The sequence below is a fragment of the Enterovibrio norvegicus genome, from assembly GCF_002876705.1.
Taxonomy (GTDB): Bacteria; Pseudomonadota; Gammaproteobacteria; order Enterobacterales; family Vibrionaceae; genus Enterovibrio; species Enterovibrio norvegicus_B.
Genome location: NZ_MDAG01000009.1, coordinates 94,436 through 114,723, shown reverse-complemented (window position 1 = coordinate 114,723; position 20,288 = coordinate 94,436). Strand labels below are relative to the sequence as shown.

The 20,288-nt window shown below is 47.6% G+C and carries 20 protein-coding genes; 7 read left to right on the top strand and 13 right to left on the bottom strand.

What is annotated here, in order from left to right; genetic code table 11:
• The first annotated feature begins 198 nt into the window (after positions 1-198).
• Positions 199-705 (top strand): DUF3087 domain-containing protein, encoded by a 507-nt coding sequence (locus BCT27_RS05875; protein WP_102395310.1) that lies wholly within the window; start codon positions 199-201, stop codon positions 703-705.
• Between the two features lie 98 nt (positions 706-803).
• Here the strand turns inward: BCT27_RS05875 and BCT27_RS05870 are convergent, their stop codons facing one another.
• The 6 genes from BCT27_RS05870 to BCT27_RS05845 form a co-directional block, all read right to left on the bottom strand.
• Complete coding sequence (locus tag BCT27_RS05870; protein WP_102316730.1) at positions 804-1,205, bottom strand: hypothetical protein; 402 nt, start codon at positions 1,203-1,205, stop codon at positions 804-806.
• Positions 1,205-1,405: a membrane protein insertion efficiency factor YidD gene (gene yidD, locus BCT27_RS05865; protein WP_258186763.1), complete on the bottom strand. Its 201-nt coding sequence runs from the start codon at positions 1,403-1,405 to the stop codon at positions 1,205-1,207. The genes BCT27_RS05870 and yidD overlap by 1 nt, the downstream gene beginning before the upstream one ends.
• Before the next feature lie 26 nt (positions 1,406-1,431).
• Positions 1,432-1,647: a DUF4177 domain-containing protein gene (locus tag BCT27_RS05860; RefSeq protein WP_102316731.1), complete on the bottom strand. Its 216-nt coding sequence runs from the start codon at positions 1,645-1,647 to the stop codon at positions 1,432-1,434.
• 362 nt (positions 1,648-2,009) lie between these two features.
• Positions 2,010-3,044 (bottom strand): 23S rRNA (adenine(1618)-N(6))-methyltransferase RlmF, encoded by a 1,035-nt coding sequence (rlmF, locus tag BCT27_RS05855; RefSeq protein ID WP_102395309.1) that lies wholly within the window; start codon positions 3,042-3,044, stop codon positions 2,010-2,012.
• A gap of 116 nt (positions 3,045-3,160) precedes the next feature.
• A complete protein-coding gene (locus tag BCT27_RS05850; protein ID WP_241908521.1) occupies positions 3,161-3,544 on the bottom strand; it encodes a cupin domain-containing protein in 384 nt (127 codons plus the stop codon).
• A gap of 30 nt (positions 3,545-3,574) precedes the next feature.
• Positions 3,575-3,943 carry a YkvA family protein gene (locus BCT27_RS05845; RefSeq protein WP_102316734.1) on the bottom strand — a complete coding sequence of 123 codons (369 nt, stop codon included), beginning with the start codon at positions 3,941-3,943 and terminating at the stop codon, positions 3,575-3,577.
• 272 nt (positions 3,944-4,215) lie between these two features.
• On the opposite strand from BCT27_RS05845, the gene BCT27_RS05840 reads away from it, so the two are divergent.
• On the top strand, positions 4,216-5,241 hold the full coding sequence (locus BCT27_RS05840) for an ion channel (RefSeq protein WP_102316735.1): 1,026 nt from the start codon (positions 4,216-4,218) through the stop codon (positions 5,239-5,241).
• A gap of 76 nt (positions 5,242-5,317) precedes the next feature.
• Here BCT27_RS05840 and BCT27_RS05835 read toward each other — a convergent pair whose 3' ends face one another.
• Both BCT27_RS05835 and BCT27_RS05830 read right to left on the bottom strand, forming a co-directional pair.
• Positions 5,318-6,277, bottom strand: coding sequence for a GTPase (locus BCT27_RS05835; protein WP_102395307.1), 960 nt, complete (start codon positions 6,275-6,277; stop codon positions 5,318-5,320).
• Between the two features lie 62 nt (positions 6,278-6,339).
• Positions 6,340-7,416: a hypothetical protein gene (locus BCT27_RS05830; RefSeq protein WP_102395306.1), complete on the bottom strand. Its 1,077-nt coding sequence runs from the start codon at positions 7,414-7,416 to the stop codon at positions 6,340-6,342.
• 647 nt (positions 7,417-8,063) lie between these two features.
• Between BCT27_RS05830 and BCT27_RS05825 the strand changes: the two genes are divergently transcribed.
• Positions 8,064-9,464 (top strand): tryptophanase, encoded by a 1,401-nt coding sequence (locus BCT27_RS05825; RefSeq protein WP_102395305.1) that lies wholly within the window; start codon positions 8,064-8,066, stop codon positions 9,462-9,464.
• A 43-nt stretch (positions 9,465-9,507) separates the two neighbouring features.
• Here the strand turns inward: BCT27_RS05825 and BCT27_RS05820 are convergent, their stop codons facing one another.
• On the bottom strand, positions 9,508-10,206 hold the full coding sequence (locus tag BCT27_RS05820) for a cytidine deaminase (protein WP_102395315.1): 699 nt from the start codon (positions 10,204-10,206) through the stop codon (positions 9,508-9,510).
• Positions 10,207-10,592: 386 nt separating this feature from the next.
• Between BCT27_RS05820 and BCT27_RS05815 the strand changes: the two genes are divergently transcribed.
• Positions 10,593-11,252, top strand: coding sequence for a response regulator transcription factor (locus BCT27_RS05815; RefSeq protein WP_102395304.1), 660 nt, complete (start codon positions 10,593-10,595; stop codon positions 11,250-11,252).
• Positions 11,242-12,585, top strand: coding sequence for an ATP-binding protein (locus tag BCT27_RS05810; RefSeq protein WP_102395303.1), 1,344 nt, complete (start codon positions 11,242-11,244; stop codon positions 12,583-12,585). The genes BCT27_RS05815 and BCT27_RS05810 overlap by 11 nt, the downstream gene beginning before the upstream one ends.
• Positions 12,586-12,686: 101 nt before the next feature.
• Here the strand turns inward: BCT27_RS05810 and BCT27_RS05805 are convergent, their stop codons facing one another.
• The 4 genes from BCT27_RS05805 to malX form a co-directional block, all read right to left on the bottom strand.
• Positions 12,687-13,964 carry an LssY C-terminal domain-containing protein gene (locus BCT27_RS05805; RefSeq protein WP_102395302.1) on the bottom strand — a complete coding sequence of 426 codons (1,278 nt, stop codon included), beginning with the start codon at positions 13,962-13,964 and terminating at the stop codon, positions 12,687-12,689.
• A 59-nt stretch (positions 13,965-14,023) separates the two neighbouring features.
• Positions 14,024-14,755, bottom strand: coding sequence for a glycosyltransferase family 2 protein (locus BCT27_RS05800; protein WP_102395301.1), 732 nt, complete (start codon positions 14,753-14,755; stop codon positions 14,024-14,026).
• A gap of 180 nt (positions 14,756-14,935) precedes the next feature.
• Complete coding sequence (locus BCT27_RS05795) at positions 14,936-16,117, bottom strand: MalY/PatB family protein (RefSeq protein WP_102395300.1); 1,182 nt, start codon at positions 16,115-16,117, stop codon at positions 14,936-14,938.
• Between the two features lie 121 nt (positions 16,118-16,238).
• Positions 16,239-17,819, bottom strand: a complete 1,581-nt coding sequence (gene malX / locus BCT27_RS05790) for a maltose/glucose-specific PTS transporter subunit IIBC (RefSeq protein ID WP_102395299.1) — start codon at positions 17,817-17,819, stop codon at positions 16,239-16,241.
• 199 nt (positions 17,820-18,018) lie between these two features.
• On the opposite strand from malX, the gene malI reads away from it, so the two are divergent.
• Both malI and BCT27_RS05780 read left to right on the top strand, forming a co-directional pair.
• Positions 18,019-19,065, top strand: a complete 1,047-nt coding sequence (gene malI, locus BCT27_RS05785; protein ID WP_102316747.1) for a Mal regulon transcriptional regulator MalI — start codon at positions 18,019-18,021, stop codon at positions 19,063-19,065.
• Between the two features lie 70 nt (positions 19,066-19,135).
• Positions 19,136-20,218, top strand: a complete 1,083-nt coding sequence (locus BCT27_RS05780) for a site-2 protease family protein (protein ID WP_102316748.1) — start codon at positions 19,136-19,138, stop codon at positions 20,216-20,218.
• Positions 20,219-20,288: the final 70 nt, after the last annotated feature.

Sequence of the window (20,288 nt, the reverse complement as noted above, 5' to 3'; positions counted from 1 at the left end):
CTGACGCCATGCTCGGTGTTGTCCCTTTTTGATGGAGATCACTACATCGGCAAAGGGACGCCTAGATCATAACGTCAGTAAACCTCGCTGAATCCTGCATCTTCAGGTTGTTTGGGTATACATATTGCAACAAAGTTTCCCTTAATCCCTCGATGAAAAGAGATATGATTTACAGCCTCCTCCTGCACGAGATAACACATGCAACTGATGAATATCGACAAGACACTTTACCGTTCACGTTTAAACATCGTGATTGTCGGCTGTATTGCGAGTTTGGCGATTTCAAGCTTGGCGATCTCTCAAACCTTGATATTCCTCCTCCCTGATGAATCAGGTTCGCATTTCCACTGGAATTTGCTCGGTGTTGTTGTCAGTTCAATTGCTCTGGTGGTGGGGCTATTAAAATTGAAATCACACCCTAAGATGCGTGAAGTGACGTACGTGTGGGATCTCAAACAAGCGCTCAACCTTATCTACCGCAAGAACAAAAAGCTCCTTGCCGCAGCCGAACAAGGTAACCCTGATGCGATGCTGGCGCTCCAATTTAGCTATGAAGGCTCTCGCCAACTGTGGCAGCTTGATGACAATACCATCACCATGAGCAGCCTCAATAACGCGCAATCGCAGCTTGATGAGTGGGCACAGGAATACAATGTTCAGTTGGACATTGCTGACTACCGTTCAGAATCACTTAGCGCGTTTTAGTTATCAGTAAATTTTTCGAAAAAGAAACGGCCAATGATGGCCGTTTCTTTAAATCAGGATAGTTTTAAGCAATGTTTGTTTCTCACACAATCACGATGTTATTTCAGTCTTTGATTGGGATATAGTTCATTGAATAATCTCACTGACATGTCGTAATTGTGTTGCCTTGCGATTTTTTGAGAGAAAAACAACTGCGGCAATTCATACAATGCCAATGCGATTAGCAAATAAACAACGGCATACACACCCGCAAACAATCCGATAATGCTGAAAACGAGTATCGAGAATTCGACAAAGAACAAAGTGTGTTTTCCAAGGTATAAATGGTGAAAACCACCGAGAAAGAACCAGTTCAACGAGGCATAGGTATCAGGATCTTTTAGATTTTCCCCTTGGGCCGCGTAAAACGCTTTCTTCTTTTCTACTGACAACGCATTGACGCGCTGTCTTAGCGTTTCTTCGCGTTGTTCTAACTCAGCCAAAGGCTCTAATAGCTTCACTACGGCACCTCATCATGGATCTTTTCTACTAGGTCAGGTTTGTTGCAACGCTTGATTCTCGACAGGCCGAGTCTCCATCCTTTCACTGCGCCATACTTAATAATGCATTGTTTCGTGTATTCAGAGCAGGTAGGGACGAAGTTGCATTCAATGTTAAGCAACTTTTTTGATCCACCGCTCGCTTGGTAGCGATGGATCAATGTTAAAGAGATAAACTTTAACAATTTTAGCGACCTAAGGTCACGATCACAGCTTCACGTTTCCAAAATAGCATGAACCTTTTCTGCTCAACGATTTGGAAAACAACCTGCCATCCATCCTGAGCATATTTATTAAGATCCGCTTCCATTTTTTGAATAGGTAAACCACTCGCTCCCAATAGAAGTGTTCCGCAACCACCTTCAACAATATGTACAATTTTAAATTCCGTAAACTTTGTCATTTTTCATCCATTTTTTATAATATAAGCCAACTTATTGACACGGAATATATATGCATCTACAAACATAAATACTGAAAATTCCATTTCATAAAGTGAATAAATACCGCCATAAATAAAGGGCGAGCGCATAATAAATGACCCATGCACTGTTTACAATATTTATATTTAACAGTGAGATACATGAGACAAGAGTGATAGAACTGAGAAAGAACATCTCTCAGTGCGAAGGCAACCCTACTCGAGCACATCAAAGATATATTCATTTCGCGCATATAATAAAATCAACGTGCATGTATTTTATAAATGCCAGGCAATAAAAATGCAGGACGTGCCTGCATTTTTACTGCTTTCAGATTTGATGTTTACCTTTTCCACGCACCACACCATTCATCGCGGGTTTCTTTATTCAAGAAGGTCCATGCGACGACGCGGGTGATTTTCTGACCTTGTGCCATTTCAATGGTGCGGATCTCTTTTGCCTTCATCGCTTTTAACGCTTGGTTAATCGCAGGCAAGTTTTCTTTCTTCGACACCATGGTGGTGAACCATAAGCATTGTGATTTGAACGCGGCGCTTTGTTCGATCATCCGTTTGATAAAAGCAGCCTCTCCACCCGGACACCATAACTCTGCGTTTTGGCCGCCAAAATTCAGTTCAGGTTTGGTTTTCTGATGTGGCGTGTTTGCGGCTTTTTTCTCGAACGGTTGAACCTTGAATTTTTCTGACCCTTTTTTCTTCGCGTTCGCGGCAAGGTTGCGCACTTTGCGCTCTGAGCCTTTCGTCGCGTCTTCCATTGAAGCATGGAAAGGCGGGTTACACATGGTAAAGTCAAAACGCTCGTCGGCGTTGATCATGCCGGTAAAAATGTTGTCTGCATCTTTTTGTAAACGGCACTGAATACCGCCTTTTAAGGATGCGTTTGCATCCACCAGTAAGGTCGCACTTTTTACCGAAACCGGGTCAATATCTGCACCAACGAATTGCCAGCCGTAAACACGGTGTCCCACCATAGGGTAAACGCAGTTTGCCCCCATGCCGATATCCAGCCCTTTCACTTTCTTACCCCGTGGAATTTCGCCACCAATGGTGTCTGCAAGCAGATCCGCGAGATAGTGCAGGTAATCAGCACGCCCAGGGATAGGCGGACATAAATAGCCTTTAGGAATGTCCCAAAACTCAACGTGATAAAAATGATGCAGCAATGCTTTGTTCAACGTTTTCACTGCGTCTGGATTGGAGAAATCAACAGACAGATCGCCGAACGGATTTTTCTTCACGAACGGCACCAACGCTGGGGTGCTTTTCATTAAGGCAGGAAAATCATAACGGGCACGATGCGGGTTGCGTGGGTGCAAACCTTTTTTCTGTTGAGGGTTATTTTTACTTGGCTTTACCATGTTGAAATCCAGTTGCAGCTTGGTCTGGGAAACGCAGGGCTGGCATTCTACGCATTCACGCAGCAGCGTGACAGCGATAAATCGCGCAAGGGCTGACTATTTCCTCCAACACGCGTCTAGGTGCTTGGAAAAGCAATGCTGTGTTCTGTCGGTTGCGGAGTAACGGTCATCACTTTCACACCCACTGGTGTGCTAAAGCGGTGCCAAATACCTTGCGGCACTACCACGCATTCCCCTGCTAATAGTGAAACGGGCTTTTCATCTCCGTCGATCAAGAGATAGATTGTGGTTTCCCCTTCAATCACTTGGACCAATTCATCACCAGGGTGGCGTTCCCATTCACTGCTTCCAGAGTAATGCGCGATAAAGATGCCGCCATCACGGTAGTCAGACAGCGTACCAAAGCAATCTTGTCCATCACCTGAAAGAGAATGCTCTGGTGTTCTGCCATCCAGAAAGGACACCTTGGAAAAGGCATCACTGAGAGAAATACGCGTCACTTTAGACAAGGGCAGTCTCCTTAAACATAGCTATTCATCTGTTTTTTCGGCATCACTGTCTTTATGAAACCACTGAACCAGCTTTTCATTGGCCTTGTCAGTGTGCTCAGATTTCACATGCATCACCACGGCTGCCGCAGCAGCAACCAACACACCCAAATCATCAGAAAAGCCCACGACAGGTGTCAGGTCAGGAATCGCATCAATCGGCGTAATGAAGTACCCCAAGGAAGCAAAGATCGTGGTTTTTGCCCACTTTGGTGTGTCATCATCTGTTGCGGAATAATAAAGCTTCAGCGCCTTTTCAAGTACATCGTACCCGGCCTTCTGCGCAAAACCCTTCACCTTGCTCCAAAAGCTGGCGTCTGAATACTCATCTAGGTATTTGTTCTCACTCATACACGTTACCTCTATGCATCTTGCCTCTATGCCTCTTGCTGCCAATGACTGTACTGGCAAATGCTATAATTCGCCATGAATGAGGATGAGAACTTATTCACATTCAGCAACTTTGAGAAAATTGACCCCGCCGGCAACTGGTATAGTTGTGACATTCAATCATCACAAAACGGAGCTTTCGTGACAGGCATCGAGACATCGAAGAGGATCAACTTCTCTCGCGATATGACGTATCTAACTACCGTCTCCGCAAAAGGGTGTGGAGTGCATCAATGTTAAAGTGGTACATGGTGCGCAGGTGGATCACCTCACAATTTCAACGATTGAGTGGCAAACATGTTGCCATGGCAGTGCTCGCCTATGCGGTACTGAGTTGGGTAATGCTCACGCTTGCGGGCGAAACAGCCCTCACCACGCCTTTCGTGGATTTTATTTATTATTTATTCGTCACCGCCTCAACGGTTGGATATGGCGATATGTCCCCTACCACGGTAGCGGGAAAATGGGTGGTCGCGTTGTTTGTGATCCCTATTGGTCTCGGTATTTTTGCTATCGCAGTAGGTCGATTAGCAGGGGTTGCAATCAATTATTGGCGTCGTGGATTATTAGGCAAAAGGAGTATTGACGTGTCAGGACACATTTTAATTTTGGGTTGGAATGAGCATCGTACTCTGCATCTCATTGACATGTTGCTTCATGAAGAAAAAGACGGACGTCCTATCGTGCTTTGTGTACGACCTGAAATGGAAAATCCGCTTCCCAAAGAAATAGAGTTTGTTCGCACCGCCAGTTTTACCGACGAAGCCAGCATGGCGCGCGCCGGTGTAAAAGATGCCGATTGCATCATCATCGATAATCCAGAAGATGACATCACCTTCTCTGCTGCGCTCTTCTGCGCCAGCAAAAACCCTGATGTTCACATTCTCGCTTACTTCCAAGATGAAGTACTGAGCAACTTGCTGAAATCTCACTGCCCGAATGCCGAATGCGTGCCTTCTGTATCGGTAGAAATGATGGCAAAAGCCGCTGTCGATCCCGGTTCTTCAGAGCTTCACCATGAGCTATTGAACACGCGTAAAGGCATGACGCAATACGCGGTCGAATACCCTGCCAATGCTCATCACACCACAGTGAATGCATTGTTCCTCCGCATGAAAACGGACTACGATGCGACATTGATCGGGCTGCGCCGTGACAACGAAGTGATGCTAAACCCAGCGCTTGATGCAGACATCAAGCCGAATGATTTGTTGTTCTACATCGCCGATGAGCGCATTGACGATTTCAAGTGGGACTAGCGCTCGCGCACTGATCAAACACCGATAAAAAAAGGGGCCAAACGGCCCCTTTTTGATTTCTTTGAGAAGCAAATGACTAGCTAATCTTCAGCGATGCATGCAGCTGTCGTCGTAACAAATACCCAAGCTCACGCCCTTGTTTGCCTTTGTGCGCACCGAGCAAGCCACCAAATCGCGCCCCGTCTTTTGCATCCTGATACACCAAATCAAACAGGTTATTCTCAAGCTGCGTAAGATAATTGCGCCGATTGTCGCTGTCACACCAATTCAAGGCACGCTGATTTAGCGGTGCATCAAGCAGCGTTAAACGCTTTTCTTCAGGCAAACGCACCAATATTTCGTTCATCACTTTGAGCAAGTTGTAAGGGCGCATGGTGTCTGCCTTACGAGAGAATTCTGCCGCATAAGACACTGGGGCGACCTCAAGCTCTGCATCCCTCAATAAGCAATGGCGAAGCAAAGAGGCAGTGCTTTCTGGCCAAATTTCAACCTCAGACGAACAGGCTTCATTCACGTATGCCCATTCATAGCTGTGGCGCGCAGCATCCACTTTATTCAACATCACCAACATGCGTTGCTCGGCCGACTCACCAAGTGCAGGCGCAATGACTTTATTGATCAACTGATACCCATCATTCAAGTTTTGTTGCGAGGCATCTAACACCACAACAACCACATCAATGAGGGGCTTCCCGGCTTCATCATTTTCACTCAAGGTTGCAGCAAGCTGCATGGCCGATGCGGAATCATCTGAGGCATAGCCAGGGAAATCCCAAAGCACCAAATTGTTCAATGAAAAACGCACAATCGCGCCCTCATCATCAGTCCCTGATGTTTCAAAATCCTCCGTTGCGAAAAGCGCGTTGATGGTGGCACTTTTCCCCACTCCCGATGGCCCTGTAAATAGGATATTTAAAGGCTGGTCACTGAGTTGATGAAGACGTAATTGAAGGCTCGATGTCTTCCATTCATCAAGAATGGGAGATTGGCTAATATAGCGGGAAAGCTGGCGTGAAAAAGCGCTGTTATTTTCCATAGGATTATCCTCTATGGCTGGGAAGTGCGGGCAATGGTCTGCTCGCCTTCATTTAGGATCAGTTACACACTCGTGCCGAATTGTTTTCTCAATCCATCACTCACAATGTCACCAAGCGCGCGACCATGTCGACCTAAAAATGCACCAAGTTGACCACCGAAACGGTCGCCATCTCGAGCCCCTCTATGCAAGGAATCGAAACAAAGGTTTTCGATTGATTGCATGTAGATCTTTCTTTCATCGTGATAACGCCATGTATCATCGCCTTGTGACAACGGCTGATTCAACAGCATCAAGCGTTTTTCTGGCGGAAGCGCGACCATCAATCGCGCCATCAATTTAATGAGGTTATAAGAACGTACCGATTCGCCTTTTTGCACCGCAACGGCGCTGTAAGGCACTGGCGTGATATGAATGCCTGCGTTTTCTCGAAGGTGGAATCGAATCGCTGCTGAGGTGCAATCTAACCAAACTTCCGCATCGAGTGGCATCATCTCTTCAATGCATTCAATATCTTCAACGTCTTCACCACGAATACATTGTGCGACTTTATCCACCTTGTTCATCAGTACAACCAAACGCTGCTCTGCATGCTCACCCAACTTAGCGATAAGGGTTCTCTGAATATCGACATAGGCGTTATCGATATTGGCGCTACTTGAATCCAATACCACCAGCACCAAATCGACCAACGGCAAGCCATTTGCTGCAGTTTCTGAAAGCAATGCACTGATTTCGCAATCTGCCTGCTCAGGCTTTTGACTTTCACTCGGCAACAAACCTTCCCAGCAGGTCAATTGATTTAGTTCATGACGAATAAGCGCAGACGATGACTGAATAGCATCATGATCCCAATCATGTTGGCCAAACAGTTGCGTTAAGGTGGAGGTTTTCCCCACCCCCTGCGACCCCACGACGAGTATATTTAGCGAAGATTGAGATAACGTTTTCAAGCGATCAGTTAACGAAGATTTAAACGCATCATCCATGTGTGCGTTACTGGAAATTCGCGTGCGAACATCATCAAAAAATGAAAGAGGTTGCTTCTGGTTTTTCCATGAAGCATTTGATGTATCGACTACGCACATCGTTTTAAACACTTGATTATCCACCTTCATCTTAAATTGGTCTGGTAACATAAGGCAGGTTCCCCTCTTAGCTAGCATCACGACTGAACCCACGATCAATATATGCACGAAAGCACCTAGCAATGTGTCTCGGAATTGAAACCAGCGTGAAACTCATACTTTTGTTTTAACACTCGGTGTTTCATAAGAAAGAAAGTTCAGCTAGGGTAAATGGATAGAGACGTATTTTGTGCGGCACGAGGTGTTAATACCTTGGAACTGTGCAAATGTGGCCATTAAAGACATGTTTACCAACGACAAGGAGGATAGTGCTGATGTTTTACTGCAACCTGTGCAGCAATCATTCTGACAGCGCTTTGCTGTCACACTGGTACAACAATGATATTCAACTCGCCTACGATTTCCCTCGCGTTTGATCCTGTTTGACGCTTTCGCGTCACCCTCACATTTTTAATTTTCTCGTTCACTGAGTGTTTAGCGCTTTCTTTTGCGATCTCTTCGTCTTGCTATTCAAGAAGTAGACCCCTGCGAATTGCCTCCTCTTGTGATCGATACGCCCAATGCCATACGCGCTCCAAACTTTACGGTAAGTTCTTAGCGATAGTTTTTGGCGATAAGTTCTTAGAAACCAATGCTTGGCGACAAGTTCTGCGCGACCAAAAAGGGCGCGGCTTTGGGCAAAAAATAGGATCAAAACAATGAAACGATTACCAGAACCTTTCCGCATCAAGATGGTTGAACCCATCAAAATGACCACGCCTGAATACCGTGCCAAGGCACTGCAAGAAGCAGGGTTAAACCCTTTCTTGCTGCGCAGCGAAGATGTCTACATTGATCTACTCACCGACTCAGGCACTGGCGCAATGAGCGACAATCAATGGGCAGGCATGATGATGGGTGATGAATCTTATGCAGGTAGCCGAAACTATTACCATCTCTGCGACGCGGTAGAGCACTTCTTTGGTTACAAGCTCACTGTGCCGACCCACCAAGGGCGCGGCGCAGAGCAAATCTTGTTTCCCTGTTTAATCGAACGCATGCGACAAGTGCGCGGCGGCACCGATCCGGTGTTCATCTCTAATTACCACTTTGATACCACCGCAGGTCACGTCGAATTGAACGGCGGCACTCCTGTTAACGTGTTAACCGAGAAGGCTTTCGATACCGACACCTATGACGATTGGAAAGGCAATTTCGACCTCGACAAACTGCGCGAAACCATCGCCCACTATGGCGCGGAAAACATCGCGGCGATCATCACAACCGTGACGTGCAACAGTTCAGGCGGTCAGCCGGTATCCATGGCGAACATGCGCGCGGTGTATGACATCGCCAAAGAAGCTGATATTCCCGTGGTGATCGACTCCGCGCGTTATTGCGAAAACGCATGGTTTATCAAACAGCGTGAAACAGGTTACGAGAACGCCACAATCACTGAGATCATTCGTGAAATGTACACCTACGGCGACATGCTCACGATGTCAGCGAAGAAAGACCCCCTCGTTAACATTGGCGGCTTGTGTTGCGTGCGTGACCACGAGGAGTTGTTCCAAGCGGTGCAAACACGCTGCGTACCAATGGAAGGGTTTGTCACTTACGGCGGCATGGCTGGTAGAGACATGGAAGCCCTCGCCCGCGGTCTGTATGAGGGCGCAGATGAAGACTACCTCAACTACCGGATTCGTCAGGTGGAATACTTAGGTGAACGTTTACGAGAAGGTGGCATTCCCATTCAATACCCAACGGGTGGACATGCCGTGTTCGTCGATGCGGGAAAAATGTTGCCTCACCTCCCTGGCGATCAGTTTCCAGGTCATGTGCTTGCGAACGCACTTTATGTGGAAGCGGGTATTCGCGCCGTCGAGATTGGTTCTTTACTGCTTGGCAGAAACCCAGCCACGGGTGAACAAAAAACCTCGCCGATGGAATTAATGCGACTCACTATTCCACGTCGGGTGTATACCAACGACCACATGGATTACATCGCCGATGCGTTGATTGAATTGAAGGACCAAGCGTCATCGCTGAAAGGATTGACCTTTACCTATGAGCCTGCAGTATTGAGGCACTTTACTGCGAAGTTTGAGGAAAAAGCGTAAAAATCAAAGCCCGCTTCTGCGGGCTTTTGTTTATAGGACAAAATTACAGTAATTTTATGATTCTATCTCGCCCATTCAATAACGCTTTCTCTACAATTTTTGAAATTTCTGGGAATCCATTTTCTGGATCATCCCATGCTGCGTTTGACGTCAATTCCACTTGCTCTACGATTGTTTGTCTTAAATCTATTTTGTTGTTACTAACGTCAACCATGATTACGTCGGCATAAAGATATCCACGAGGGGAAGACAAAGGTATAAAACCGTAATAGTCTCTTATTGTTCCAGCCGCTTTAGCTTGGATGACAAGCAGGTGAGTTGCATCGCTGTAAAGCTCTTTAAACTTCGCAAGGTCATATTCAAAAAAGCCCTCTTTCACACTGTCTTTTGGCAGTTTGTCACCTTCGTCTGATTCATAATAATCCGGTAGTACAAATGCTAATGCCCCCTTTTCCTCAATATGTGAGACAAGATAAGATGAGCCTTTGTCGAAAGAATCATAGTTTAATGTACTGATATGCCCTTGAACCGTATCTGTTACGGCCTCATTAATCGCCATATCCAATAGTCCTTGCGCCCCTGATCGATGAGCCCCCATCGCTGGTGGTTTAACAAAAGCGATAGCTATTGTTTTCTGCGGACTATCTGTCCAGTAATTTTCTGTAATCTCAATAGGTTTTGCCGCACAACCAGACAATAATACGACAGCGAGAATAGCCAACACTCGTTGCAAGTAATTCATTTTGACTCCCTTCATATACATCAGAATAGACAATTCCATCATTGCCTCAATCAAAATAACGCCATTATGAAAGCGCTTTCGTCTCACTGTTGAATTGTCGATACATTTAATAATTTACACATCTCAATTCCAAATGATTCGTTGTTCAAGACTCAACTGAGCTGAAAACCAAAAGATGGAACTGTGGTGAAGCCGTGACGTATCGAAATATGGCAATTCCCCCATATTTCTCTATTTTTTCTACCTTCTTTTCACATTCTCTCGACCATACTTTTGTTATGAGCATTACTCAGTACGTATTGATTTACGTCGCTTTTCAGCAATGGGACGCACTTTGCTCCCGTGTTCAGGCAGGATAGAAAAGACGAATTCGTGAGAGTGAAAGAATGAAGATTTTAGTGGTGGAAGATGAACCACGTTTGGGTGAGCAAATACTCGAAACGCTAGAAAAAAATGATTGGATGCCTGAGCTTTCTCAAGACGGCATTGATGCCCTCTACCGTGCTACTTCAGAGCCTTGGGATGCCATCGTGCTTGATCTCGGCTTACCGAAAATCGACGGTTTAACGGTACTAAAAAGCATCCGTGACGAGAACATCAACACGCCCGTGATTATTCTCAGTGCGCGCGATACCTTGTCACAGCGCGTTGAAGGGCTAAATGCTGGCGCAGATGATTACCTCACCAAGCCTTTCGAAATGCTCGAGTTAACGGCGCGTTTACGGGCGCACCTTCGTCGCGCCTCTGGCAGTGCTTCCCCTATTTTGCAGTTGGGCAACTTGAGTTTAGATACCCGGACCTCCACGGTGTTATGGCAGGGGCAAACAGTGAGCCTGACGGCATTGGAGTACAAAGTCATCGCGCATTTCATGCACAACCCCGAAAAGATGATCTCCAAAACGGAGCTTACTGAGCACATCTACAAGCAGGATTTTGAGCGTGATTCGAACACGGTTGAGGTGTTTATCGGACGGATCAGAAAGAAAATATCGCCTGACATCATCAAAACAGTTCGCGGCTTGGGGTATCAATTTAATGCGCAGTAGAGTCAGCTACATTGGAAAGCTGAGCTTAAAAAGCCGCTTATTGCTGGCGACCGTCATTTGGTTAACCGTGATGGTGTCCATTGCAGGTGTTGGTATTCCTGTGCTGGTGAATGATTACCTCGTCGATGCGACCAAAGAGCGCTTACAACTCTCGATGAGCGAAATCTCTGCCAACCTGCAGGTTGCTGACGATCAGACTTTGCAGCTCACTCAGCCGCTTTCTGATCCCAGATTTCAGCAACGTTTTAGCGGTTTGTACTGGTCTATCAATGCGGGAAGCCAACAACTGCGATCCCCTTCTCTCGCGGGCAAAGATTTCTATGAGGACGTGAAAGGTCCTCTCAAAGAAGTGCATGGCGCGCGCAAAGAAACCCTGATTACGATTTCTGATTCGTGGTTACCTGACGGCAGCCAACATCCCATCAAAGTCATGATCGGTATTGATGAAGACCCAACTGAAGATGTACTCAAAAGCCTTACCAGTAAGTTGTGGGTGATTTTGTCGATGTTGTTCATTGGTATTTTGGTGCTTATTGGTTTGCAAGTCGCGTGGTCATTATTGCCCTTAAATGACATGCAACGGGAGTTGGTCGCGCTGAAAGAAGGAAAACAGGACGCACTAAGTACCAACTACCCGCAAGAAGTGTCGCCTTTGGTGTCGGACTTGAATGCCCTGCTATTTCATTATCACGAACTGCTTTCGCGGGCACGACACCATGCGGGGAATTTATCTCACGCGCTAAAAACGCCATTGTCTGTGCTGAAAAATGACATTTTAACCCTCGACGAGGAAACCCAGAAGAAGCTGCTACCTTCAGTGACGCAAATCCAAACCCAAATCGACTATCACTTAGGGCGAGTACGGGTTGCAGGCTCAATGAACATTTTGGCGGTGAAATCGAATCCCTGTGAACGTGTCGATGCCATCACCATGGCGTTTGATAAAGTTTATGCCTCGCGGGAAATCATCGTGGTTAACGAGCTCGACGATGCATTGGATGTGGCGGTTGACCCTGCGGATCTCGACGAAATGCTCGGAAACGTGCTCGAAAATGGCTACAAGTGGGCGGTATCTCTCGTCCGTGTATACGCGGTTGATGAAGGTAAAGAGACGGTTCAACTGTGTATTGAAGACGACGGAAAGGGCATTCCCGAAGAGGACATGGCGCATGTACTCGAACGCAGTGTGCGCTTGGATGAATCCGTCCCTGGCACGGGGTTGGGGTTAAACATCGTGAAGGAAATCGCCCACAGTTATCGCGGTAAACTCGACCTGTGCAACGGGCGCATGGGTGGATTGAAAGTGGTGTTAACCGTCAAGCGAGCACGCTAGTTTTCTCTCTTTACCGTCTCAGTCTCCACACCTACTCACACTATGCGGGGTGACACTCGACGTTTCATCGCTCTGAGTGTTACCCCGTTAGCACCGGAAAATCAGTGGGCTTGATGCGTGAGCACGAGCTGAGGATCATTCACCACCAGCACACGTCCATCGCTGTAATAATCATGGTCTTCATCGACCGCCAAGGCAGGCATGGCTTGATAATAGGCAGTCGTCATCTCGGGCAATTCTGTGTTGATCAACGATGCTAACTTGTCTCGCTCGGCATCAATGTTTGGGTCAATGCTGTGTAATACGGTAATGATCCCTGAATACATGGTGAGCTTTAATCCATCGTCATAACTGATTGCGCCCACCCACATCGGTTGATTCAACCTTTCATCGATTCCAGCTTGCCACCAGCGAATATGCGCTCGCTTTAGCAAATCACCCGGCAGTTGGAATGCCATGTCTTGCGGACGACCATTCCAGAACAAATCAGACACAGGCGGTGTTTGCCCTTTCAGCAAATCCACATAGTCATTCAAATCAATGTCGTTGCGAGAAAAGGTCTGGTTCTCTAACCAACCTAACGACGCCATCATGGTTCTTGGTGTTTCGCCGACAAACAGTACATTGACGCCCTGCGCATCAAAAATCGGCGATTTCCCCGGGTACGCTTTGTAGTTGAGCGACAAAGGCGTGACGCTCGATGTCGGCGTTGCATCAACAAAGTTGTCAGCAAACCAAAAATAGTGGCTGTAATTAACGGTCAGCATGGCAGCGAGGAAAAACACGCTCACTTTAGGCAGCAATTTTTTCCAGCGATAAACATACCCCACCCACGCCAAAGCAAGCGTTGCTGCCACGGCCATCAAGCTGTATTTGTGCTCGGTCAGCATCTTGATAAACGCATCGATATACGGGTATTGCTCAACACCCGCGGCAAGTAGATAGCCCCAGAAGATAAACTGCCCGGCCCCAAGCAATAGACCGATACTGGAGAAGACGGTAAATCGTCCCCAAGAGATTTTTTGCGTGCCGGCCATGAATGGAACAACCCAAGCAACAGGGCCTAACAAACGTGAGAAGGTTAACGCAGCCGTGCCTTTGGTTGCCATGAGGCGACGACAGCGAGCGAAGGCGCGTCGGGTTTTAGGCTGCCATTTCATCAACTTCTGCTGGGCGGGCTTACCAAATTTCCTACCCGCAAAATAGCTCAATTGATCCCCCATAAACCCGCCAAGCAACACCATGAACACACCCGACACAATGCCGTCGTAAAGCTGGTATCCCGCTGCCAGCAGAAACGGCTCTGCTGGCACGAACAGGTTAGGCCCAATCAGCGCATCAAAAAATGCACCCAAAAACAGACCGAAAGACTCAAACATGATTGCCTCGAATTACCGTGTATATGTTTGTGTGTGTTTCGCTAACAAATCCGTTCACGTTACTTTTGCTCGTGATAGTGGCCGAACTTGTATTCCATTTCGTTATTGCGCATTTCCCCAAAGAAGAAACGACGCACATTGGCTTTCACGTATGTCATGCCTGTTGCCATCATGCCGTCTTGATCTAATCGGCGAGGGTCAAAATCGAACGTGGTGTTGATGAACCTGAAACGTGCATTTTTGCTGGCGCGGCGCACATAATCGCAGTCTTCACACAGTGTGATCCTTTCATCAAAGCCGTTCAGTTGAGCATGTGCGGTGCGGGTCGAGAAAATGCAGGCACCGACTGCCGTTGGAAAGAAGAACTGGGTCGCGAACATGCCGCCGTTGAAGGCTGTGTAACACAGCTTTTGCACCATAGGCAGATTACTTGCACCCATGTAAACGCCAGCCACCTCAAGGTCTTTGTCGTTCAGTTGATTAACCGCTTTGGTTAGAAAATCTGCAGACAAGCGGACATCGGCATCCAAAAACAGTAAACGCTCATTGTTGGCCAACGACGCACCGGTGTTACGCCCTAAGCTTACGCCGCGGGTTTCCATGCGATGAACAGTAAGAGATGGCAAGCTTTCGGCGTATGAACGGGCAACCTCGCGGGTGGCATCGTCGCTGTTCGAGTCCACCAAAATGACTTCGAAATCGCGGTGCGTTTGTTGGCACAAATCGTCAAGTAAACGACCAATACGTTTTTCTTCGTTCAGAGTGATAATAACGACGCTAACTGATCCCATGTGTTGCTCCTTACCTTGCAATAGATGCTTTTGCTTAAGTTGGTAAGAAGCTTAACGGGGTGACCCTTAACCCAGCGTGAGGAGGTTGTTCATATTCAGTTCAGGTTCGAATTCACATTCACAGCAACGAAAAACGCCATGCTTCAAGCACGGCGTGATTTTTTCAATTCTGCGCTGATGTTATTGCTGTTGAAGCCTGATCGCGCCAATCAAAGCATCAACACCGGCTTCGACTTTCGAGCGTGAACACCCCAAGTTTAGACGCACATAGCCCTTCCCGGCCTCGCCATACACACTGCCATTCATGATGGCAACGCTGAACGAATCAATAAGGTCGCGCTGCAATCTGTCCATGTCTAGGTTCAACGATGACAAATCAATCCACGCCAAGTACGTTGCATCTGGTGTGCGGTAATTCACGGAAGGAAACGCCGAATTCAGGCGCGACGCGACATACGTGTGATTTTCTCGCACATAGTCGTTCAAGGCATTCAACCAAGGCTCGCCTTGCTCGTACGCCGCCATCATGCCCAACACGCCCATGATTGAAGGCGACGACAAACCATCCACCTCTTTTAACTTGAACAAGTAATGCTCTCGGCACTGCGTATCAGGAATAAACGCATACGCCCCATTCAAGGCAGGAATGTTGAAAGACTTCGAGGCCGACGTGACGAGCGCCCAACGCGTCTGCATGCCAAAGCCTTGCCAAGGCGTGTGGGCTTCAAACGCGACATCCATGTGGATTTCATCGGATATGACCGCCACCGCATGTTTGTCGCACAACGCTGCAATGCGGGTAAGCTCCTCTTTACGCCATACACGCCCCGTTGGGTTATGAGGGCTGCACAGTAGGAAAATCGTCGTGTCTGGCAGGGCAAGCTGTTCTTCAAGACGCGCCCAATCCACGTCCCACCCTGAATCGGTTTTGATCAGCGGATTACGAATACAGCGACGACCTGACCCTTCAACCAACTTATCGAACGCATCATAAGCTGGCGTTTGGAATACCACACCATCGCCGGCATGGCTCCATTTCTCAATCAGCTTCGCGATGATATAAATCACCGACGGGCCGTAAACAATGTGTTCAGCATTTATCTCGGTATTAAATCGAGCGGCATACCAGCGCACGATCGCGCCTTTAAAATCATCATGATTCCAACGGCTATAACCCAAAACAGGGTGCTCTAGGCGTGCTTTCAATGCTTCAACCACAGCCTCCGGAGCACCGAAATCCATGTCTGAAATCGTAAAAGGCAACAATCCTGCTTTCCCAAAGCGGTCTTGTACGTAATCCCACTGCGTACAGTACGTGCCCATGCGGTCAATCGTGGTGTCAAAATCAAAGGTCTTGGTCATGCTTTGTATCTTCCGAACTCATATCGTCTGATTGCGATGTGTTTTGTACGAATAAAACTGAAAAACCCCAGCCTGCTAGAGACCTATCAGACCGGGGATTTCATTTGGGGGAATCGTTTGTTTAGCTCGCTGTTGCTGTCATCAAGGCTTGCATTTCATTCTTCACCAAATGCACTTGCGTACCGATAACCACTTGCAGGCTGTGAGCATCGAGCTTCACCACACCTAGTGCGCCGTAAGCTTTTAGCTTGTCTGCATCGACCAAATCCATGTTATCGACCGTCAGACGAAGGCGAGTAATACAGTTGTCTAGAGACGTGATATTGTCTTTACCGCCTAGCGCTTTCAGGATGGCTGCGCCTTTGCCTGATTCGTTAATGAATGCCGCTTCTAGCTCGCTATCCACTTCTGCGGTATCCACTTCACGGCCCGGCGTTTTCAGGTTGAACTTCAAAATCGCGAACTTGAACACACCGTAGTAAACCGCGAACCAAGCCGCTGCCACTACAGGTACCAAGTACCATTTCGTTGCTGTTCCTTGAAGCACACCGAACACCAAGAAGTCGATGATGTTGCCGTCGGTGTTACCAATGGTCACGTCAAGCAAGCCCATTACCATGAAGCCAAGACCCGTCAAAATAGCGTGGATGAAGTACAACGCTGGCGCAACGAACAGGAACAGGAACTCTAACGGCTCAGTGATACCGCCGATAACACAAGCCACCACGCCAGAGATAAGCAGCGCTTTAATCTTTGAGCGATTTTCAGGTTTTGCACAGTGGTACATCGCCAATGCCGCGCCAGGTAAGCCACCAAGGAAGGCTGGCATCTTACCTTGTGAAAGGAACGCCGTGACTTCAGGGGTGAAGCCGTTGGTTTCTGCACACGCAAGCTCTGAGTAGAAGATGTTCAACGCGCCAGAGACGGTTTCGCCACACACTGCCATGGTGCCGCCCGCTTCAGTAAAGCGAACCAGCGCAACAAGGATGTGGTGTAGACCGATAGGAAGCAGCAGACGCTCACCCGTACCAAACAGCATTGGACCAAACGCACCCGCACTTGCAATCAAGTTACCGATACCGTTGATGCCTGCAGCAAAGTAAGGCCAAACGAAAGGAATAAGCACACCAACCACACCCAGCGTGATGGCTGAAATGATTGGAACAAAGCGTGCACCGCCGAAGAAAGCCAATGCATCAGGCATTTTGAAGGTGTAGAAACGTATGTGTAGTTTGGCAACGACAATACCCACCAACACCGCACCCAAGATGCCTGTGTCGATTGATTCAATGCCGATGATGCTCTTAACGCCATAAGCTTTGCTCGCCGCAGGGTCGCCCAGCACATTTGCCACGGTCAAGTAGAAGTTAATCGCCAAGTTGAACGCTGCGTAACCCACAAAACCTGCGAATGCTGCCACGCCTTTTTCTTCGCGTGCCAGACCCAGTGGAATCGCGATCGCGAACATCACTGGCAGATAAATGAATGCCACCAAGCCAATCTTGGTCATCCACATAAACAGGTATTGAAGCAAGGTGTTATCTAAAAATGGGATCGCTTCGCGAATCGCTGAGCTCGACAGTGAACTGCCCACACCCAATAAAATGCCTGAGAATGCAAGAAGTGCCACTGGCAGCATGAAGGTTTTGCCAAGGCTTTGTAGGAATTCCCACATGGTGGATTTTGTCGCTTTGTTCGTCATAACCACTCTCCGAAATTGAGAAACATGACAGTTGTGCTGGTTACAGCCCTATCGTTAGGACTATGTGTTTTCTACGCGGATAATAGGGAAGGAAAAATTTTGATAAAACGTTTTATCAAAACATTTGTGATCTGTGCATGATTGCATAGTCAGCAAATTTGATCGGCTTTGAAAAACGGGAAAATAACCGTATGCTTGAGTGATAAAACGTTTTACCTATGCTGAAAAAGGGAATCTGTTGAAAAAAGTGACCATCACGGAAGTGGCTGAACACGCTGGCGTCTCTGTTACCACTGTTTCTATGGTACTTAGCAACAAAGGGCGCATTTCGCCCGACACCATAGAAAAGGTAAATAACGCAGTTGTAGCACTGGGGTACGTGAAGAACCGATCTGCCGCTAACCTTCGCTCCAATAGTAGCGAAATCATCGGGCTGATCTTAAAAGACATCAGTGATCCGTATTACGCACAAGTCGCCGCCGGGCTTTGCGAAGAAACAGAAAAACAAGGCTATATGGTTTTCCTCGCACAAAGTGGCGAGAGTGACGAAAAGTTCGAGCATTGCATGCTGACCATGGCGCGCCAAGGCGTCGGCGGTATCGCGTTTTGTCCGAACAACGAAAACCAGCACGTCAATGCTGATGTATTGAAGGCGCACAAATTACCTATGGTGTGTATTTCCCGCGCATCATTGAATCAACAGATTGACTATGTCGGCCCTGATAACGCCAGTGCCGCCAAAATGGCGACCGAACACCTGATCAATCAAGGCCATCGGCGCATTGCGTATGTCGGCGGAAAAAGCAGCTCTCTTTGTCGTGCAGAACGTGTTGGTGGCTATTGCAGCACCTTGATGCAATTTGGCTTGCCGCTCAAACCAGAATGGGTGATTGAATGTGATGCAGGCCAAGCCCCTGCTGCCAAAGCCGTTCAAGAGCTGTTAGTCACTCATCCACAGATCACCGCCATCCTTTGTCATTATTCTTCAACCGCGGTAGGTGCTGTTCAGGGTATCGCGCGCGTGGGCCGTTCTGTTGGGGAAGACATTTTTATCGGCAAACAACTCAGCATTGTGGGTTTTGATGCGGTACAAGATGCAGAGCTCACCGAACCCCCCATCACCTTTGTAAACTCTGATGCGAAGGAAATAGGCCGACAAGCCGCAAAGCGCCTGATTGAGCAGTTTGAGGAGAGTGACACTAATCCGCGCAAAGTCATTGTTGCCCCAACACTCACCAATGCTTAGTCAGCCTGATGTAAGGTGGAAGCAAAAACTGGTACATTAGCGGCCATCACTCACTACTCTTTGCATCATTTTGGAATTATTCAATATTTCTTGCCTGGGCAAACCGCTTCGCTTAGAAGGGTCGCTCGCAGGTTGGCAAGCGCTTTACTGGGATAACCAGCTGGTCTCTCAATTGGCCGCAAGTGCGGACAGCGAAGAAGAAAAAGCACACTCATTTCAACTCGCAAGAGACGACCTGATCTTAACGGTCAACGTCGCTTCCACCGTAACTTGGCAGCCGTTTACGATCGACTATCGCGTTACCGTTAACGACGAAGTGGTGGAATCAGGTTCTCGCGATGAAAAAGACATCGAGCGTCAAACGCCGGTAGTTGAACCGCAAGCCAAGACGAAATTTAGTCTGATTGGTTTAGCGTCTCTCGGCATGAAGCTATTCAAAAGTGCCAAGGTCATTAAAGTGGTACTTGCTGGTGCAAGTGTTGCTGCCTATTCATGGCTTTTTTCTTGGCAATTTGCCGTCACGTTAATCGCGTGTTTGGTCGTGCATGAGTATGGGCATATTCGCGCCATGAAATACTTCGGCATGAAAACCAAAGGAATCTATTTGATTCCGTTCGTCGGCGGCGCGGCACTCAGTGATGAAAAAATAAACACACGCTGGCAAGACGTGGTGATCTCTATCATGGGCCCGACCTTCGGTTTGTTTATGTCGTTAGCCGCCATGGTGGCTTATTGGATCACTGGCAACATTTTCTTTGCGGGCATTGCGACCTTTAACGCCCTGTTGAACCTGTTTAATTTACTGCCTATCTTGCCGCTTGATGGCGGGCACATACTCAAAAGCATCAGCTTTTCGATGAACAGTATCGCAGGCTTGATTGCGTGTGTAGCTGGCGCAGCAGTCGGTGTGTTTGTTAGCTATACCTTCGGACTCGCCCTACTCGGCTTCTTGCTGTTGATAGGTAGTGCGGAGATTGTGTTTGAATGGAAGTATCGTCACCACTCTCACCTACTGCCGCTCACCCGTTATGGGCAACTGTTCAGTACTGTATGGTATTTGGCAACTGTGGCGTCTCTGATTGGCGTGATCATTTACTTTGCGACCAAAGGTGATGACATGCTGGCACTGCCATTGATGATTCTGCAAAGCTAACACTACCCAAACTACAGACAACAAAACGCCAGCAAATGCTGGCGTTTTTTATGTCTAATCAAGACGGAAA

Coding starts and splice junctions, on each gene's coding strand:
- rlmF (WP_102395309.1), bottom strand. CDS start 3,044: ATGGTAAAGCCAAGTAAAAATAACCCTCAACAGAAAAAAGGTTTGCAC.
- BCT27_RS05875 (WP_102395310.1), top strand. CDS start 199: ATGCAACTGATGAATATCGACAAGACACTTTACCGTTCACGTTTAAAC.
- BCT27_RS05830 (WP_102395306.1), bottom strand. CDS start 7,416: ATGTTACCAGACCAATTTAAGATGAAGGTGGATAATCAAGTGTTTAAA.
- BCT27_RS05825 (WP_102395305.1), top strand. CDS start 8,064: ATGAAACGATTACCAGAACCTTTCCGCATCAAGATGGTTGAACCCATC.
- BCT27_RS05795 (WP_102395300.1), bottom strand. CDS start 16,117: ATGACCAAGACCTTTGATTTTGACACCACGATTGACCGCATGGGCACG.
- BCT27_RS05835 (WP_102395307.1), bottom strand. CDS start 6,277: ATGGAAAATAACAGCGCTTTTTCACGCCAGCTTTCCCGCTATATTAGC.
- BCT27_RS05860 (WP_102316731.1), bottom strand. CDS start 1,647: ATGACAAAGTTTACGGAATTTAAAATTGTACATATTGTTGAAGGTGGT.
- malX (WP_102395299.1), bottom strand. CDS start 17,819: ATGACGAACAAAGCGACAAAATCCACCATGTGGGAATTCCTACAAAGC.
- BCT27_RS05815 (WP_102395304.1), top strand. CDS start 10,593: ATGAAGATTTTAGTGGTGGAAGATGAACCACGTTTGGGTGAGCAAATA.
- BCT27_RS05800 (WP_102395301.1), bottom strand. CDS start 14,755: ATGGGATCAGTTAGCGTCGTTATTATCACTCTGAACGAAGAAAAACGT.
- BCT27_RS05805 (WP_102395302.1), bottom strand. CDS start 13,964: ATGTTTGAGTCTTTCGGTCTGTTTTTGGGTGCATTTTTTGATGCGCTG.
- BCT27_RS05840 (WP_102316735.1), top strand. CDS start 4,216: ATGTTAAAGTGGTACATGGTGCGCAGGTGGATCACCTCACAATTTCAA.
- BCT27_RS05810 (WP_102395303.1), top strand. CDS start 11,242: ATGCGCAGTAGAGTCAGCTACATTGGAAAGCTGAGCTTAAAAAGCCGC.
- BCT27_RS05845 (WP_102316734.1), bottom strand. CDS start 3,943: ATGAGTGAGAACAAATACCTAGATGAGTATTCAGACGCCAGCTTTTGG.
- BCT27_RS05820 (WP_102395315.1), bottom strand. CDS start 10,206: ATGAATTACTTGCAACGAGTGTTGGCTATTCTCGCTGTCGTATTATTG.